Consider the following 15,032-nt stretch of genomic DNA (forward strand, 5'->3'; position numbering starts at 1 on the left):
TAAAAAGGCCGGCGCGGCAGCCCTCTGGCGGGACTCTCCACGAGCACGCGTTCTAAGTCACTCGAAGTCGCATAAGCGGGTATGAGCGTCGTTGAGCGACTGCAATCGAACTGGTCGGACGAATTGCCCCCCGGCGTGATGGAGTGGCAGGACGAAACGGACACCGTGATCGAGCTGGAGATTCTGCCGAACCGTCCCGTCGAACCGGACGGGATGAGCATGACGGACAAACCGATGAAGGGCGCCATCGGCCTCGTCGTCTCGCCGCCAACGAAGGTCGACGAGTACGTGGACGTGCTTGCGGACGACACCGTTGACATCCCCAAGTACTACTCGCGGTTCCCAGATAACCGGGAACCGATGATCCAGCACGGCGACGACGCTATATTCTCGGAGTGGGTGGAGGCGGCCGTTCGCGTTCTCAACGGTGGCGGCAGATACGACGAGTCCGAGTTCACCCTGTACGATTGTTTGGTGGACGATCCGCAGCCCTGCCTGTTGCTCCGCGAGGGGGTGGGCGCCGTTCTGCTCGCGCCGGCCGATTTGTCTCCCGAGGTGAAAGGGCTCTAAATTGAGCAGGCTTTCTATTATCATAAAGCAAATAAATTCCTGTTTTCGGCACCAAATACCGCTTGATGGCGGATGGATTCGAGAGCGTGGATGAAGCGCTCGAGGCGTTGAAAGACGGCGAGACAACGGCCTCGGAAGTGAGAGAACAGTACGGACACGTCGACGGGATCGAGCGCAGCATCTCCGTTGCACTCGCCAAGCGAAATCAGGATATGACTCAGGAGGAGTTTGAAGACTCGTTCTCCGCCGAGTTCTCCCTCGATGAGGAGTGGCCCACTCTGACCGAGGCACGGGAGATGAACTGGCCGGCGAATTTCGACGACGCCGACCGCTTGATGTCCGTGGTCTACGGGCTTCGACAGCCCCGGCAGATGGAGTGGATCGCGGAGCGAGCTGACGTGGATGAAGAACGTGCGGAAGAGGTCTTAGCGGGGTTCGACTGGGTGTCGTCCCTTGCCAGCGATGGGAAGTGGTGGTATCCGTGCAGCATCGAGGAGCGCGTTGAGGAGTTCGAGAATGTTATCGGTGGCGAGGAAGGCGGCTACACGACTGACGAGGTGGCCGAATATTTCGATATCGACGTGCGAGGCGAGTACAGCGACAAGCAGTGGTCTGGGCGCTGATTTCGTCGGATTTACATTCAAGACGTGGGGTGACTGGTGAGTCAGTTCCCGTTGCACTCGCTCTGTTGCGAGATGATGTGTTGCCCCAGTCTGCGTGCAACTTCCGCCGTCTCGTCTCTGACATCATCTGGCAAGACCTCATCTCCCGACTCCCAAGCGATCCACTCCCCGTCGCGGTACGTCTCGCTGGTGACGTGATCGTCAACCTTGTCGACGAGATGTTCCGTGCAGTCGGGCGGTTTCACGAGCCCTCGAAGCCCGGTGTCTGTCCGCTCGATGCGACAGTCCACGCCCGACTCGCACCACTCTTCAACGACGACATCGGCCAGCACGTTGACTTCCTCGGTCGATGCGTGGACGCGGTATCCGGCATAGTCGAAACTGATCTCGACATCGCTCTCGCTGGCAAGCAACTGATTGATCGCGTCTGGGTCGACGGCGGCGTGGAGGCTGGGGAGTTCGTCAGGTGGCGTGTTGGAGACGGCGGCGACTGCCTCAATGATGGCCTGCGTTGGCTCATCGTCTTCGAGCGGGGTCGTGATTGCCGTGGTCATTTGTTTGTCCGTACGTTTAATTGAGTTCGAGTCATCGTTCGACATGGGTCGATAAACCCCGGATGGGGGTTTGAGACCCACCCGGCGGCGCGGGCCCTATCCCGCGCTGCCCTCTCACAGGACGCAGCCCGGCGGGTCGCTGTGATGTTTTGTCGCGTCGTACTTAACTGTCTGACAAACTCGACTATCTGCAGCCTGTGACTGTTCCACACGAAACCGAGGGGGTCGACAATTGTCGTTTGGGAAGAGATCCGGTTGGAGCTACGAGTGCGATAGCGGTCACCGAACCCGTGGCTGGTTGCAGCGGAAACGCTCCCGTGGTCAATATTGGGATGTCGGCGAGTGCGGCGAACATCCCTTGAGAGAGGGAGTGGATGGCTGCTGGGCCGGCGTTTAAATGCAACCACGGTCGACCGCGGGGTGCGCTATGCCCGAAGACGACAGTAACGACAACAACGGTGAGGAGATGGACGTGGTTGACCCGGAGGAAATCGATCACGCGCTCGACCGTCTGGGTCAGAAGCGACTGGCGATCGATCTGCTGGCCGCACAGCGAGACATCGCGGAATCGCTGGTTGGGGAGCGCGTTTGTGAGGAACAGAGGGAGTTGGTGTTTGGCGTGTTGCACGACCTTGAGGCGGCTGCGGAAGCGGTGTGGCCCGGCGATGATATGCCCGATGTCGGTGAGATTGCAGAAGGTGAGTGGGACAACGATGAAGGAGAGAACGGTGAGGACGTGTCGGACGAAGAGGAAGAAGACGAGGAGGAGTAAACCCCGTTGTATCTGCGGGATGCTTGCCTCCTACCACATGCGTCCCGCAGTTGACCTCTGCGTTGGAGCCTTGGTCGGTTGGTTCAAGGCCGTGTTCCGCGGCCTGCCTGACGAGCAGGCATCGTACAGGTATGTCTCAATATTATATTATCTCGCAGACTGGGGTACACCAACCGTCACGCAAACCTAAGTGACAGGCACCAAGACAACTGGTATGGTGTTCGCAAGCGCCCTCAAAGAGAACCTCTACGACCTGTGGATGTGCTGGGAGTGTGGCACCGTCCGTGCCATCGAAATCTCCGAGAGAAACGCCAACGCTCCGATCCGCGACCAGAAACTCGAAGACCACGGACTGGAGTGTCCCGCGTGTGGAAACAAGGGTGCCGAGAAAATTGTCCCGGAAGAAGACGTGCCGAACTGGGATTGACACTCCGGCGTGATCAACTCAGGCCGACGCGCTTGATCTCGTCCGCGACAACATCGTCGGAGGGCGTCTTGATGTAGTCCTCCATGGCTCCGAGTGACGACCAGCCTCCGATGGCCATCACGGTGTGTGGGTTCATCTCCTTCCGCACGAGTCGATCCTGCGCGAAGAACCGACGGAGGTCGTGGGCGGACAGCTTCTCCCAGTCCGCACTCCGACCCGGGACATCATCGCCCCGGGCGGCCATCTCGTCACCAAGCTCGTGAACGATGTCTCGGACGCGGCTCTTCGTGACGCCGAGAAGCAACTCGTCTTCCTCAACGCCCAGCTTGTGCCGATTCTCCAGCAACTCCACGTACGCGTCCTGTGGGATGTGGGCGTCGCGGAGCTTCCCACCGCTTCCGGTGGTATCCTTCCCCGCCTCTTCGTGGACGCGGAGCCAGTACAGACCGTCGTCGGCGTACATGTCCTCGGGTCGGACGGCCGCCATCTCCTGCGCTCGAAGTCCGACGGAGCCGCCGAGCAGCGCGACGGAGTGATGCTTGTGTGATCTGTCCTCTGCAACGTCGCATAGGGCCTCGTACTCTTCGGGCTTCAGCCAGAGCTTGTATTCGGAGTCTCCGGCTGTTGACTTGACTCGCATCGACGTGACGAAAGTATGAGTTTCCGGCAGATAAGTGCCGGCCGGCTGGGGGTGTTCGTTCGGCCGGCTGTGATGAAACGGCTGATTTTGCGGGGTAGAGCGATTCGGGGTGATTTGAGGTGCCGATAATTACGAGAAATCGTCACCTGCCCTCGCTGCTGAAGCGAACAGGGGGTGGGGTTGCTCTCGACGTGAGCCGCTCGACGAACAGAACTCGTTGGTAAGTCGCCAAACCCAGCCGTCCACGTCTACTCGTCGCTGGTGGAGTGGTGGTCAGCTGGCTGCCCACGTTGAACACCACTGTCGCCATCGATGTAGTCGCGCCGCCTGCAGTCGTCGCAGCCGACGCTGACGCCCGTCCCGGGAAAGCTGATGCTGATAGTTACGTCACCACTCCCACAGGATGGGCACGACAACCACACAGAGAGGAGATCGACAACAGACTCCATCTACTCGCCCTCGATCTCGTCAAGCAACTCGCGCAACTCCTGTCGCTTCTGTTCAGTCAACCACTCCATCTCCTCGTCCAACTCCTCTCCTGCAAGGTGATGCGAGTGGGCGACGAGCGTGTTGACCGATGCGAGGTAGTTCTGCATCGATTTCTTCCGCTCCATCTCATCGTCAGCGTTCTCGTATTCGAAGAGATTGCGTCGAAGGATTTCCAACGTGAGTCCGAGATCATGGTCGTGGTCGAGGTTATCATCATCGGGCATATCTCGAGGACGTCCGCTACTCCCTGATATATGCCGGCCTCGCTGCCGCTCCGTCGGCTCCCACCCATCCCACGCCTCAAGTGCGTCTTCAGCTCGGTCGAGTCCCTCAAGAGCGTGAGCAGCGTCGATGCTAGCGGAGAGGGGAGGGCCTCGCCCGCTGTCGCCCTCTTCGAGTATCTCTTCAAGCATATCACGCAGTTCATCGATGCGCTTGCGCCCCTCGTCGGGACTCCAACTCATGCGGATTTGCCCCCAACCAGTTGCAGGTACTCGCGCCGTTTCATCGTTGGTAAGACAACAGGAGAGATCGGCGACCAACACACTAAATGTAAGCATTCCTATGATAGAAAGCCAACTGGCTCGCCTTCACTCCGAGTCGTGGACGCTTATCTGCTTCAGATCGCCGATCTCCTCGGTGTTCTCGTTCACCGTCAGTCCGACCGCGTAGATGCTGTTGTCACCGTCCTCGTGCTGCCGAACCTCGATCAAGTCGATCAGGGAGTTATCCTTGGATACGACAGGCCCATCACCGTGTTCGCCGGTTGTCTGAACGTCCACGATTGTCTCCTCCTTGTGCTCTTGCTTGCCGACGACGGTACCTCGATCTAGCCGTAGAGCGAGTCCTCTGCCTTCATCCACACTTCGTCGCCCACTTCGAGCGTGCTGATGTCCATATCCGACCGTCCAGACTCCGCTCACTTATTGTCGTTCACTCGTTGGTAAGTGAGCACCCGGTCAATCAATCCGACACTAGATCCTCGTCAGAAGGAATTTGGCGGCGAGGTTTGACGGCACAGACATGAACCCACTATCTCCGACCGCTCTATCCCTCGTCGCCACGGTTCTCTCCACGATTTCCATCGCGATGGCCGCACTATCGCTTCGCCGGCAGGGCATACCGGACAGATTCGAGGTCAGGCGACGGGCCATGGAGTCGATACAGCAGACCAACCCCGACCGCCGCATCAACGGCTTTGAGGTCGTCTACATCAGCGTCAAGGAGGAGGACGGACTGTGGAACACGTTGAAAAAGTACTGGTCTGGACGGATACAGGGGCGGACTCAGGCGTTCATCAGCCTCGACCGCGGAGCGTTCGACGAGGACTTCGAGGGCGAGTACGAGTTCGAGTCTTCTTTCGACCGGCCGATGCCGGTCACGGTGTCCGCACCGGCAGAGACGCAAAGTCAGCGTCTCGTGACCTTGCAGACGACCGAATCGCAGGACGTGTACGGGCTGTTGCAATGGTTGCTGATCGACATATTCCCGGAACACGTCGAGTGAGTCGTTGGTAAGGAACGGGTTTCGCACCGGAACAGCCGGGGGTTTTCCAGAACAGCAGCCGCTCGACGGACAGATTTCATCCAATATAAACCAAAGTATGATAAGAGTCACCTTAACAGTATAAATCATCCATGAGGACGATCCGGTTCGCTCGGCTCAGCTTCGAGCGAAAACTCTCACATTACTCTGACCAGCGCGATGCCATCGAGAGGCGAAAGGCCGCGCTGCGTGAGGTCATCGACTTCGAGACCGACGTGAACAAGCTTCTCGCTGACACGGACATGTCAGGGAAGACCACGCTTGGGGACTGGTACTTCGGTGACGTGGAGGTCGGTGAGAACTACATCGCCGGGCGAATCGGGAAACTGAAAGAGGAGACGAGTAGGCAGGTGGATGAGGACAAGCAGGGATTCGTCGAGGTGGAACGCGAAGACACCGACGTTTCCTTCTTTGTTATCGATCTCTCCGTCTCCGTGATGGCATACGAGTACAGGAGGGACGTGGGTGAGAAGGCACCATACCGGATTCTCGAAGCTGCGTTCAACTCGTACTACGAGGGTGAGGAAGAGGTGTCGATCTCCCCGTTGGTGGACAAGGAAGAGGTCAGAGAAGAGATTCACCGCTTCACCAAGATCACCCGAGTGCGGTTTTCCAAGCTGCGACCAACAAACCCCGACAGTACCGACCGTTCCCGCCCGATGGACGAGTTCCTTCAGAATGGCGGCATCGACCGGCTCCTGCTGGATGGGATGAACGAGGACGACGAGGACGAGGAAGGCATTCGTCTCGAAGAGGAACCGCTGCTCGACGGTGGCTTGAGCCTTGCAGAGGAGGGTTACGGCTCTGCCACAGTCACAGGAGAAGACGACGAGGGGGAGGAAGTCCGAGTGACGACCGAGGACAAGCAGATCGAATCCGAAGTGGATATGCCCAGCGATGATGACTATAGTAGGCAGATGCTCTTGGATGAAATCCGCGACGCCCTCGACCGATTGGAGAACTGATACAGATGTACGATTCGAGCTTCATCACGCGTCTCCGAAAACTGGGGGCGCGAAACCTCATCCTCAGCTACGACACCTTGGCGGGAGTCGTGGCGTTCTCCGCCGTCTACATCTACACCGGCGGCGGCATCTCTGAAGCAACTGCCGCCGGCATCCTCTCCTCGTTCGCCACAGTCTCGGCTACCCTGTTCGCCATCGTCCTCACCGGCCTGACCATCATCACCTCGTTCACCGACCGTCTCTTCCTCTACGCGTGGCAGGACGTGGGCGAGTTTGAGAACATCGTCACAACCTTCCAGTACAATCTCGGTCTTCCTGTCGTCGTCCTGCTGTTCACCCTCGCACTTCAGGTCGAGTACCACCGGTTGGCGATGCTGATCCTCATCGCGGTGTTCGTCTACATGCTGTTCGCCCTGCTCGACTTGGTTGGACTCATCAGTCGGTATGCACTCCAGCGCGGCGAGTTTGTCAAGCAACAGGTTGAGGCAGAGATAGAACAGGAGGAGATTGAGCAGGACATCCCAGATGAGGAGCTCAGCAAAGAGGAATTGCATCGAGTCCGGGAGCAGTTGGCCGAGTTGGAGAAGGAGAAAGAGTAGTCAATCCACGGTTGGCTTTTACTCTCCTCAGAGAGTCTATCACGAAACTCGTTGGTAAGGATGAGACTCACATCGGAACAACCGGGGGTAATTCGGTGCAAGAGTCGCTTGACGAGCGAAAACCGGCGAGTGATTGAAGTGGGTGAAAATCAGCCCCGAGTCAATCCACTTCGTCCACGTACGTCTCAACGTCTGCATCCAGCACATCGGCCACCTTCTCGATGGCATCCGATATCTCCTGCAGTAGCCAACAACCACACTCCGGGAAGATCAGGTCTCCACTATGTGGATAGTACAGCATCAGCGACGAGTAGTTCGGCCACGGACATGCTCATCGTGAAGACCGCACCGCGACACAGCCGCGTCCGAGAGTACCGCTTCGGCTGGCACGATGGGGCTTGGGCACCGCGTCCCGAGCCTCTGACTGGGCACGCGGTCGAGTACGCCCGCAAACAGGTCGATGGGGCGGTGCTTGATCGACGGCTGGCCGAAGGGCAAACGCGGTTGAGCGACTTCACGGAAAGCGTCGACGACCGGGCGAAGGTTCACGTCATCGCGTGACGCTATTTTCGACTAAACTTTCCTATTTTCGTACTATATCAATACCTCCCGATACAGTGCGGTTAAGTTCCTAACGTCCCAAAATACAAATATGACTTGGATGCCCGTAGACGATCCGGATGGATGCAGTCGCAACCATGTCCGACAGCAACGATATCCCGGACGACTTCGTTGACGATCGAGATTTATCCGACGATGTGATGGGGTACAGCGAGATTCGAGAGCGGTTGGACGAGGTATTCGTCGAGGAACACGGCGTTGAGAAGTATGGGCCTGACAGCGGCAACCTGTCGGTCGCCAACTTCGTGTGGCTGACCGACCTGTGGTCGTCCGCGACGATTGAGATAGAGGCGGACGGCGGTGAGATGCCCGTCCGACTCGACGCCCACCCGCGCGATGGCGTGATGGCCGTCGAGCAATCGTTCCCCGCCGACGCGTACGGCAGCGCGGTCTACGTCGACATCGACAACGCGGTGAAGCGGGCGTTGACCGACGTGGCGGACTGGGAGTCCAGCCGCATCGTCCACGACGATATGGCCGGCCTCTTCGACTGACCTCCGACCCCTTCCTTATTTTTCCGCGTCCGAGAGCGTGACCCCGAATTATATGCTGTCAACCGCAACACCGGAACAACTCCCTGAATATCAAATGAGCATCTCCACAAGAACGGCAAAGAAGCTCTGGAACGCGGCAGGGAACGAGTGTGCCCACCCTGAATGCGACCACGAGCTGATCGACTTCGACAGCGACAGCATCGTGGGGGAGATGTGCCACATCAAGGCACGGAACCCCGACGGCCCGCGATACGATCCCGAGATGTCCGACGACGAGCGCAACGCATACTCCAACCTCATCCTGCTCTGCCCCACGCATCACCGGATAGTGGACGAGTCGCCCAATCAATATCCCACAGAACTGCTCCGAGAGTGGAAGCAGGAACACGAACAGGGCGACGGCGACACACCCGAACTGTCGACGGAACAGGTCGAAGAGATGCTGTCAGAGCTTCAACCTGAGATGCTGCTCGTGCATGTGGAGGAGGACGATCTGGAGATACTGAGGGACGTGATGGACTGGCAGCCCAGCCGAACCTACCCGGGGAAAGAAGACGAATTCGGGATGTATCCCGTCGTCGTGAGCTTCGACGACCTCAAGGACTTGCTGGGGCGGATATCCGCACTCTATCGACAGGAGTGGAACGGCGAACCGATGTACCGACAGTCCTCGGATTGGACGGAAGAAGAGGTGATTGCGGCGTCAACGACGGCCGCCCACATCACCCGAACCGCTCTCCAATACCATCAGGTCGAGGGCAGTCGGCGCGAATCCGAGATCATCGACTCTCTGTAGAGGATCTAGGAAGGTAATCAATCCGCGTCCGGGTGTGCCCCGGGTGCAGTCGGCGCGGCGCACGAAGTCTAGATCCAAGATGCGCGTGAAGGGGGCTAGAGGGGGAGGGGGTAACAGGGGGGCTATGCATGGGCGCGTCACGCACACATGTCGCGGGCGAGCACGCGATCGCGCGACGTCTGGTAAGTGCTGGACGGGCTACTCGTCGAAAATGTTCTCGCGGGCCATACTGCCCTTCCCGAGAATGAACGAGGCCGAGTAAGCCTCCTTATCTACCCAATTGCGAATCCCGTTCCTCTCTGTGACCTTCGTCTCCTCCACCACATCGTCATCGAGAAAATCCATCACCGAGTCAATCACCTGCTCCGCCTCGATCTCGCTCTTGTATCCGTCGAGTTTCAATTGCTTGTGTACTAGATCCATCGTGCCAATTCGCGAGAATTCGACCCCAGACCGCTCAACCGAGTCGATGATCTCGTGCGCACGTTCGATGTCCTCTTCGTTATCCCAGTTTTTCTCAACGCGCTCCCTGCCCTCTTCGAGCAACTCATCTCGAATTTCCTCGAAGTCATCGATGGGGATCACTCGCAACTCGTCCGGCTCGTCCAGTTCTTCTAAGTCGTATTCGAGGCCGAATTCGTGAGTGATGTCCGACTTCAGCCAGTTGCGCAATTCCTCCACGCTGTAGGTTGGCGGTATGTCTCCCTCTCCGAACCCCTCGATCCACCTTAGTTTCACCCATACCGCATTGTCCTCCGCTTCGGTCTCCACTATCCAGTCGTACTCCCGCCGCATCTTCTGGCGGATATTCGCGGCAAGCGTGTCCATACCGGTGGACATACTCGCGCGATTGTTGTGGTTCCATTTGTGTAAAGTCGATGATGGACTTGTCGAGAAACCACTCGATCAGGAACTATCCCTACGTCTTCGACCACGAGGCGAGGAGCTGCATCTGTGAGCGACACAATCTGCTCCCCGAGCTGGACTCCAAGTCGTACGTGTTCGGCAAGGGGACGGCGTTCGCCGTCGGCGAGTGGAGGATAGAGTCCGAGGAAGGTGTGCCCGAGGAGGTGATGGATGAGTTCACCGAGGTCATCAGGGAGGGGGAGACGAATCGGAGACTGCTTCACGCCCGGCTGACCGAAGACGCGCCCGAGGTGTCTCCAGAGCACAAGCGAGAGTACGAAGACCGGTATCGTGAGAAAGTCCAAGAGGTCGGTGAGAAGTTGGAACTGGAGGATCTAGAGGAGAGAAGCCTGTACCTGTCCGATGTGTTCATCGACACGCTGATGCCGGGGGTCAGAGGATACTGTCGCGGTCTGGGCCTGAACCCGCTTTGGGCGATATGGTACGACCCACGTCAGCTGTCCTTTGAGGCGTTTTTCAGACGGTTCCCCGCGTTCTACACCTACTCCACCCTGCACTTCGCCGTGGACGCACACACGGATAGGGAGCCCGAGTTCAACGACGTGCTTGACATCAGCCAACTGTCCGTGGCCACACCGTTCGCCGACATCGTTGTGACCGATCAGTTCTTCGCCGGGATGCTGCACAGGTTCGATGTTGAGACGCGTTCGACACGTAGATATACCAAGACGTGGACGCCTTCAGCCAGTTCTTGGAGAAGGCTCTTGATTGACCTCGAAACAGTTCGTTGGTGAGGAACCGGTTTCGAGGCAGAACAACCGGGGGTATTCTAGAACATCAATCGCTCGACGACCGGAACCGGACGAGAAATTGAAGTGAGTGAAAATCAGTCCCGGCTCGTTCCACCATGGACAGAGTGGGATGGGGCCGAGTATCGTCCCGCTGGTGTTCGCGTACGGGTTGACGTGAGCGGTCACTGATATGAACATCGTGGAAAATCTGCCTCGATGACGGATCACTACTCGCGGGGATCGCCAACGGGGACGTCACCGTACTCCGGACAGGTCACCCACCCCTGTCCGAAGGCACCGCCGAGCCCCTCGTCAGGTCGCCACTCGTGTTCCTCGCCACAGTTTGGACACTCGACCACGGGTGGATCGATCTCGATCGCTTCCCTGCGAATGTAGTGGTTGCCCTGATAGGAATCGCAGTGCTGGCAGACGTTTCCCCACACCTCTTTTTCGAGGGTGTTGCTGTAGACACGTTCGACAGGGGTGTCGTAATTCGCAAGGATATCTCCAATTGGTGTATCGAGATGATCATGCCGCGGCCAAACAACAGGAGTATCCTCGCCACACTGCCAACACTCCGTCTGCCATGTCAGCAACTGGTCAGGATCGACAGGAAGATCATCGGGAAGCATCTTGACTAAGATTCCTCAGCACAGTATTTGATTGCTATCATCAGAGCGAATGGTCGCGCATCAGCATTTACAGTACAGTTAGTCATTGAGAGTGCTAGGGAACTCTTGTTACGGAACTCAGTACGGTTCTTGTAACCGAATTGTCTCTGACAGTACTATAGTACTGAAATACGGTTGCACTCTGAATCAGAGGATGGAAAAATCACCTCAATGTGATGAGTGACTTCGGTAAGTACAAGCACTGAGTTTACCAGTCTCCTACACCGTTCTCCACGCGGTATTTCTGATAGTATGCCTTCTCGACAGTACGAAGGTCAAAGTCGCCGGGATTTCGATCGCGGAGTTCTGCCAGAATCTTGGGATAATCGGTGACTCTTATTGTCCTGTCTTCTCCGAAGAACTCGTCAAGGATGTACCGGTCACCAATACCGTAATTCTCGGGATCATAGAAAGTCAGTACCACAGTCGCCGTCGCTGGCCCGATACCCGGTATTGATTTCAGGGTCTTCAACTGTGTTGTCGGGTCATCAATCAGTAATGCGGCCTCGGTTACACGCTGAACGAACTCATCGGGAACAGTACTGACCCTCTCAACGTTACCACCCCTTCGTCCCGGCATACCGTTCAGTTTCCACTGAACTACCTCTTGTAGTTGGTCTCGAGTCAGAGACGACTGGTCTATCAGTACCTTATGTATGCGCTCCTCGATTGCCTGAAGATCCTCGTCATAGGCCTCATCATACCTTTCGCTCCAACTCCGAATATCATCAGTGTCCATATTATCTACTTACCCATAGTCGGAATAAGTATCCACCACCTCTTTGTCCACACACCCTCTCGTATGGTTGAGCGGCCTGACAAGGACGCGAGCGCGGCTAAAATAGCGGAATAGATAGAACGGGACTTTTGCGAAGGTGTCGAAGAGAGTATTCGAAATACCGTAGAGGACATCGGGAAATACGATTGAACATAGCGAACAGCCACTAACTATGCCCTAAGCGCGGGTATGAGCGAATCCTGCTTGGCCGTGGGAACGTTCTATGATACCCACACCCACAAGCAAATCCATATACCTGATACGTACTACGATTGTAAGTGATGAGCGACGCGGAACTATTAGACGACCTCTCCGGCTTCGAGTTTGAGGATTTGATGGAGGATGTTTTCCGCAATCTCGGCTACGAGAACGTTCGACAGGCCGAACGTACAGCCGACAAGGGACGGGATATCCTTATGGAAGAGGTCGTCGACGGAACGCGTCGCGCAGTCGTCGTGGAGTGCAAGCACACCGGTTCGGTCGGCCGGCCCGTGGTGCAGAAACTCCACTCGGCGGTGTCGACGTTCGACTTCGACGGCCCCAAGCGCGGTATGGTCGTGACGACGGGGCGATTCACTGCTCCGGCGCGGGAGTATGCGACGAACCTCCGCGAGGCCGGCGACCCCCATCCCATCGAACTCATCGACGGCACCGACCTGCGAGAGATCGCCGACGAGATCGGCCTTGATCTCTACAACGGCCGCATCGAGATCATCTGTGACGAGACTCTGCGCCCGTTCGATCCCACCAGCGGTGTCGATGCTCCCGTGCGCGAGGCCTTCCGCGACATCGACAACATCGACGCGGGTGAGATACCGACGCCCCAAGCACGGGCGGAATTCCAGCCGGTCGTCCTGATCACGGCAGATGTCGATGCTGTGTTCGAAACGTCGGTCGGCGTTATCCACCGCATCGACGAGACCGATCGGTTCGTCGTCCACGCTCGGCGGGGACGGCCCGACATAATGGAAGGGGCGGTTCGTAGGCTCATTGAGGAGAACAGACGCCAGACGACCGAGTTGGACGAAGAGGAATTCGCCGATGTGTTCGATACCATCGACGTTCATCGGTTCGGCCAGACGGAGACGGAGTACAAGGACTGGGCTGTCGACCGACTGCGGGAGCGTCACACCACGACGGTCTCCTACACCGGCGACAACAACGTCACCTACACCAAGACGTGCGAGCCGAATCAGTCGGACATCTCCGTGCAGTCGATCACCCCGATCTACTTGCCGGAGATCCGCCAGACCACACATCTCCAGCAGTACGAGTACCCCTACGAGTACTACGCCGCCGGCCCGTCACGCGTGACAGTTGAGGATGGCATCCATCGGTGTGTCCACTGCGAGACGGCCGGACAGGATACTGACTACACGTTCTGTACCAACTGCGGGAGCATCAGTTGTCCCGACCACATCAAGACGGAGCGGCTGGAACAGGCGCCCGTCTGCACGGGCTGTGCCGTCACCGAGCGATTCACGCTCAAGACGAAGTACTTCTACGACGAGGAGAATCTGGAGACGTTCCGTGCCGAGTACGAGGAAATGCCGCTTCACGAGAAGGCACGCGAAAATCCGCCGTTGGTCGCCGGTGTACTGGTGTCGCTACTTCTTGCGCTCATATTCGGTCTCGTCAGTGCAGGCATCATCTGACTGAGGGAGAATCTCCATCGCAATTCGATCCCCTTCAGGTGTGTCGTTTGCTTTTGAATCCTCTGTGAGCTGATCCCTTTGGAGAGTGACTCGGCAAAATAGGGTGGTTTGAAATATGGTATTACAAAATACCCTATCCCCAACTACCTGAACTGTGTCCTTCCAGTCAGCAAGATATTGAATTTCTACTTCAAGTATCAAGAGAGGAGTCCAGAATATCGGTTATCCAGTAGCATTATTCGCTAAGATGATATAGGCTGGTGTATGTCGGATCGGCTTCCGTCTGATTGGGATTCACGGCGAAAAAAGGTCTATAGACGTGATGGATATACCTGTCAGCACTGCGGTGCTAAAGGAGGTCAGAATGGCGATACAGAGTTACATGCACATCATATTGTTCCAAAATCCCGTGGAGGTAGCCATCATCTGAATAATTTGGTAACTGTCTGCCGTGACTGTCATAAAGCGATACATGGAGACTTTATCGCTCCGAGTCCAAGAGAGCAGTTAGACCAAATGGACAAGATTGGACAGCTCAGTATTTCTATCCTCCGTGAGCAAAAAGATCTTCTTGGAACCCTCGATGAATTCGTACAACATATTGTAGGTGTTATGGGGGGTAAGCGAGCACCTGATGCTGAGACCTACTTGGAATCTCGAAGAGATATTCGACTAGGAAATGATCGTGTTAAGGGCGTAATTGAGAACGCGAAGAAATTAGACACCAGTTCCGTCCCTGAAGAAATATCCTCTGAATATAATCAATTGGTTCGTACTGCAGAGGAGTTATCTGAGAATTTTGTGGAATGTGTTCAGAGAGCGGAATCCTGCTTCAATCACTCAGGAAGGTGCCATATATGTTTTGAAGAGATAGATAGAAGTGATGAGATATGCTCGGAGTGTGGAGCAGAGCTCGATACCTCTGAGGTGGAATATCGAGAAGATGGGAGATTTGATGCTGATCCTTTAGTTAATGACTTGAGTGACTATCTAACTGAGTCTGCAGACTTATTGACAAAAATGTCAGGGAATTTGGACTCAATAGTTGAGAAAAAAGAGTAGATCGGTGCTGGGAATCCCTTCGATCTGTCTTAGCCTGTGATCTTATTAAGGTACGTCAAAATAAGGTACTATAAAATACCCTATTTCAATCTACCTTATCCGACGCTGTTATT

21 protein-coding genes are annotated in these 15,032 nt (G+C 56.4%); 13 read left to right on the forward strand and 8 right to left on the reverse strand.

Annotation, left to right across the window (positions count from 1 at the left end):
• The first annotated feature begins 81 nt into the window (after window positions 1-81).
• Window positions 82-570 (forward strand): hypothetical protein, encoded by a 489-nt coding sequence (locus D8896_RS05365; RefSeq protein WP_121821055.1) that lies wholly within the window; start codon window positions 82-84, stop codon window positions 568-570.
• A 65-nt stretch (window positions 571-635) separates the two neighbouring features.
• Window positions 636-1,193 (forward strand): hypothetical protein, encoded by a 558-nt coding sequence (locus D8896_RS05370; RefSeq protein WP_121821056.1) that lies wholly within the window; start codon window positions 636-638, stop codon window positions 1,191-1,193.
• Window positions 1,194-1,234: 41 nt separating this feature from the next.
• On the opposite strand, the gene D8896_RS05375 is transcribed toward D8896_RS05370, so the two are convergent.
• Entirely contained in the window at window positions 1,235-1,747 is a 513-nt protein-coding gene (locus tag D8896_RS05375; protein ID WP_162991461.1) for a HalOD1 output domain-containing protein, read from the reverse strand.
• Between the two features lie 427 nt (window positions 1,748-2,174).
• Here D8896_RS05375 and D8896_RS05380 point away from each other — a divergent pair, with 427 nt between their 5' ends.
• Both D8896_RS05380 and D8896_RS05385 read left to right on the forward strand, forming a co-directional pair.
• Window positions 2,175-2,519 carry a hypothetical protein gene (locus D8896_RS05380; protein ID WP_121821058.1) on the forward strand — a complete coding sequence of 115 codons (345 nt, stop codon included), beginning with the start codon at window positions 2,175-2,177 and terminating at the stop codon, window positions 2,517-2,519.
• 214 nt (window positions 2,520-2,733) lie between these two features.
• Window positions 2,734-2,946 carry a hypothetical protein gene (locus D8896_RS05385; protein WP_097008592.1) on the forward strand — a complete coding sequence of 71 codons (213 nt, stop codon included), beginning with the start codon at window positions 2,734-2,736 and terminating at the stop codon, window positions 2,944-2,946.
• Window positions 2,947-2,959: 13 nt separating this feature from the next.
• Here the strand turns inward: D8896_RS05385 and D8896_RS05390 are convergent, their stop codons facing one another.
• From D8896_RS05390 to D8896_RS19250, 3 genes are all read right to left on the reverse strand, one after another.
• Window positions 2,960-3,586, reverse strand: coding sequence for a site-specific integrase (locus D8896_RS05390; protein WP_121821059.1), 627 nt, complete (start codon window positions 3,584-3,586; stop codon window positions 2,960-2,962).
• 449 nt (window positions 3,587-4,035) lie between these two features.
• Entirely contained in the window at window positions 4,036-4,539 is a 504-nt protein-coding gene (locus D8896_RS19245) for a hypothetical protein (RefSeq protein WP_162991462.1), read from the reverse strand.
• A gap of 126 nt (window positions 4,540-4,665) precedes the next feature.
• A complete protein-coding gene (locus D8896_RS19250) occupies window positions 4,666-4,938 on the reverse strand; it encodes a hypothetical protein (RefSeq protein WP_162991463.1) in 273 nt (90 codons plus the stop codon).
• A gap of 160 nt (window positions 4,939-5,098) precedes the next feature.
• Between D8896_RS19250 and D8896_RS05400 the strand changes: the two genes are divergently transcribed.
• From D8896_RS05400 to D8896_RS05410, 3 genes are all read left to right on the forward strand, one after another.
• Window positions 5,099-5,581 (forward strand): hypothetical protein, encoded by a 483-nt coding sequence (locus D8896_RS05400; RefSeq protein WP_121821061.1) that lies wholly within the window; start codon window positions 5,099-5,101, stop codon window positions 5,579-5,581.
• 131 nt (window positions 5,582-5,712) lie between these two features.
• A complete protein-coding gene (locus D8896_RS05405; RefSeq protein WP_121821062.1) occupies window positions 5,713-6,585 on the forward strand; it encodes a hypothetical protein in 873 nt (290 codons plus the stop codon).
• A gap of 5 nt (window positions 6,586-6,590) precedes the next feature.
• Window positions 6,591-7,184, forward strand: a complete 594-nt coding sequence (locus D8896_RS05410; protein WP_121821063.1) for a hypothetical protein — start codon at window positions 6,591-6,593, stop codon at window positions 7,182-7,184.
• A 160-nt stretch (window positions 7,185-7,344) separates the two neighbouring features.
• On the opposite strand, the gene D8896_RS19255 is transcribed toward D8896_RS05410, so the two are convergent.
• Window positions 7,345-7,485, reverse strand: a complete 141-nt coding sequence (locus D8896_RS19255; protein ID WP_162991464.1) for a hypothetical protein — start codon at window positions 7,483-7,485, stop codon at window positions 7,345-7,347.
• A 26-nt stretch (window positions 7,486-7,511) separates the two neighbouring features.
• Between D8896_RS19255 and D8896_RS05415 the strand changes: the two genes are divergently transcribed.
• From D8896_RS05415 to D8896_RS05425, 3 genes are all read left to right on the forward strand, one after another.
• Complete coding sequence (locus D8896_RS05415) at window positions 7,512-7,745, forward strand: hypothetical protein (protein WP_121821064.1); 234 nt, start codon at window positions 7,512-7,514, stop codon at window positions 7,743-7,745.
• Window positions 7,746-7,864: 119 nt separating this feature from the next.
• Window positions 7,865-8,299 carry a hypothetical protein gene (locus tag D8896_RS05420; protein WP_121821065.1) on the forward strand — a complete coding sequence of 145 codons (435 nt, stop codon included), beginning with the start codon at window positions 7,865-7,867 and terminating at the stop codon, window positions 8,297-8,299.
• 94 nt (window positions 8,300-8,393) lie between these two features.
• The gene (locus D8896_RS05425) at window positions 8,394-9,095 is read left to right on the forward strand and encodes an HNH endonuclease signature motif containing protein (protein WP_162991465.1); all 702 of its coding nucleotides are present in this window, start codon (window positions 8,394-8,396) and stop codon (window positions 9,093-9,095) included.
• 198 nt (window positions 9,096-9,293) lie between these two features.
• On the opposite strand, the gene D8896_RS05430 is transcribed toward D8896_RS05425, so the two are convergent.
• Window positions 9,294-9,923 carry a hypothetical protein gene (locus tag D8896_RS05430; RefSeq protein WP_162991466.1) on the reverse strand — a complete coding sequence of 210 codons (630 nt, stop codon included), beginning with the start codon at window positions 9,921-9,923 and terminating at the stop codon, window positions 9,294-9,296.
• Between the two features lie 53 nt (window positions 9,924-9,976).
• Here D8896_RS05430 and D8896_RS05435 point away from each other — a divergent pair, with 53 nt between their 5' ends.
• Complete coding sequence (locus tag D8896_RS05435) at window positions 9,977-10,756, forward strand: hypothetical protein (RefSeq protein WP_162991467.1); 780 nt, start codon at window positions 9,977-9,979, stop codon at window positions 10,754-10,756.
• A 224-nt stretch (window positions 10,757-10,980) separates the two neighbouring features.
• Here D8896_RS05435 and D8896_RS05440 read toward each other — a convergent pair whose 3' ends face one another.
• A complete protein-coding gene (locus D8896_RS05440; protein ID WP_121821069.1) occupies window positions 10,981-11,385 on the reverse strand; it encodes a hypothetical protein in 405 nt (134 codons plus the stop codon).
• A 247-nt stretch (window positions 11,386-11,632) separates the two neighbouring features.
• Window positions 11,633-12,163, reverse strand: a complete 531-nt coding sequence (locus D8896_RS05445; RefSeq protein ID WP_121821070.1) for a hypothetical protein — start codon at window positions 12,161-12,163, stop codon at window positions 11,633-11,635.
• A 320-nt stretch (window positions 12,164-12,483) separates the two neighbouring features.
• On the opposite strand from D8896_RS05445, the gene D8896_RS05450 reads away from it, so the two are divergent.
• Window positions 12,484-13,857, forward strand: a complete 1,374-nt coding sequence (locus D8896_RS05450; RefSeq protein ID WP_121821071.1) for a restriction endonuclease — start codon at window positions 12,484-12,486, stop codon at window positions 13,855-13,857.
• A 264-nt stretch (window positions 13,858-14,121) separates the two neighbouring features.
• A complete protein-coding gene (locus D8896_RS05455) occupies window positions 14,122-14,919 on the forward strand; it encodes an HNH endonuclease (RefSeq protein WP_121821072.1) in 798 nt (265 codons plus the stop codon).
• Window positions 14,920-15,032 lie beyond the last annotated feature (113 nt).

This window comes from Halostella salina (assembly GCF_003675855.1).
Taxonomy (GTDB): domain Archaea; phylum Halobacteriota; class Halobacteria; order Halobacteriales; family Natronoarchaeaceae; genus Halostella; species Halostella salina.

Bases quoted from the DNA above. Each gene is read 5' to 3' on its own strand.
- D8896_RS05390 (WP_121821059.1), bottom strand. From the start codon at position 3,586: ATGCGAGTCAAGTCAACAGCCGGAGACTCCGAATACAAGCTCTGGCTG.
- D8896_RS05445 (WP_121821070.1), bottom strand. From the start codon at position 12,163: ATGGACACTGATGATATTCGGAGTTGGAGCGAAAGGTATGATGAGGCC.
- D8896_RS05415 (WP_121821064.1), top strand. From the start codon at position 7,512: ATGCTCATCGTGAAGACCGCACCGCGACACAGCCGCGTCCGAGAGTAC.
- D8896_RS05410 (WP_121821063.1), top strand. From the start codon at position 6,591: ATGTACGATTCGAGCTTCATCACGCGTCTCCGAAAACTGGGGGCGCGA.
- D8896_RS05380 (WP_121821058.1), top strand. From the start codon at position 2,175: ATGCCCGAAGACGACAGTAACGACAACAACGGTGAGGAGATGGACGTG.
- D8896_RS05375 (WP_162991461.1), bottom strand. From the start codon at position 1,747: ATGACCACGGCAATCACGACCCCGCTCGAAGACGATGAGCCAACGCAG.
- D8896_RS05400 (WP_121821061.1), top strand. From the start codon at position 5,099: ATGAACCCACTATCTCCGACCGCTCTATCCCTCGTCGCCACGGTTCTC.
- D8896_RS05440 (WP_121821069.1), bottom strand. From the start codon at position 11,385: ATGCTTCCCGATGATCTTCCTGTCGATCCTGACCAGTTGCTGACATGG.
- D8896_RS05430 (WP_162991466.1), bottom strand. From the start codon at position 9,923: ATGGACACGCTTGCCGCGAATATCCGCCAGAAGATGCGGCGGGAGTAC.
- D8896_RS19255 (WP_162991464.1), bottom strand. From the start codon at position 7,485: ATGCTGTACTATCCACATAGTGGAGACCTGATCTTCCCGGAGTGTGGT.
- D8896_RS05455 (WP_121821072.1), top strand. From the start codon at position 14,122: ATGTCGGATCGGCTTCCGTCTGATTGGGATTCACGGCGAAAAAAGGTC.
- D8896_RS05405 (WP_121821062.1), top strand. From the start codon at position 5,713: ATGAGGACGATCCGGTTCGCTCGGCTCAGCTTCGAGCGAAAACTCTCA.
- D8896_RS05450 (WP_121821071.1), top strand. From the start codon at position 12,484: ATGAGCGACGCGGAACTATTAGACGACCTCTCCGGCTTCGAGTTTGAG.
- D8896_RS05435 (WP_162991467.1), top strand. From the start codon at position 9,977: ATGGACTTGTCGAGAAACCACTCGATCAGGAACTATCCCTACGTCTTC.
- D8896_RS19245 (WP_162991462.1), bottom strand. From the start codon at position 4,539: ATGAGTTGGAGTCCCGACGAGGGGCGCAAGCGCATCGATGAACTGCGT.
- D8896_RS05420 (WP_121821065.1), top strand. From the start codon at position 7,865: ATGGATGCAGTCGCAACCATGTCCGACAGCAACGATATCCCGGACGAC.
- D8896_RS05425 (WP_162991465.1), top strand. From the start codon at position 8,394: ATGAGCATCTCCACAAGAACGGCAAAGAAGCTCTGGAACGCGGCAGGG.
- D8896_RS05365 (WP_121821055.1), top strand. From the start codon at position 82: ATGAGCGTCGTTGAGCGACTGCAATCGAACTGGTCGGACGAATTGCCC.
- D8896_RS05385 (WP_097008592.1), top strand. From the start codon at position 2,734: ATGGTGTTCGCAAGCGCCCTCAAAGAGAACCTCTACGACCTGTGGATG.
- D8896_RS05370 (WP_121821056.1), top strand. From the start codon at position 636: ATGGCGGATGGATTCGAGAGCGTGGATGAAGCGCTCGAGGCGTTGAAA.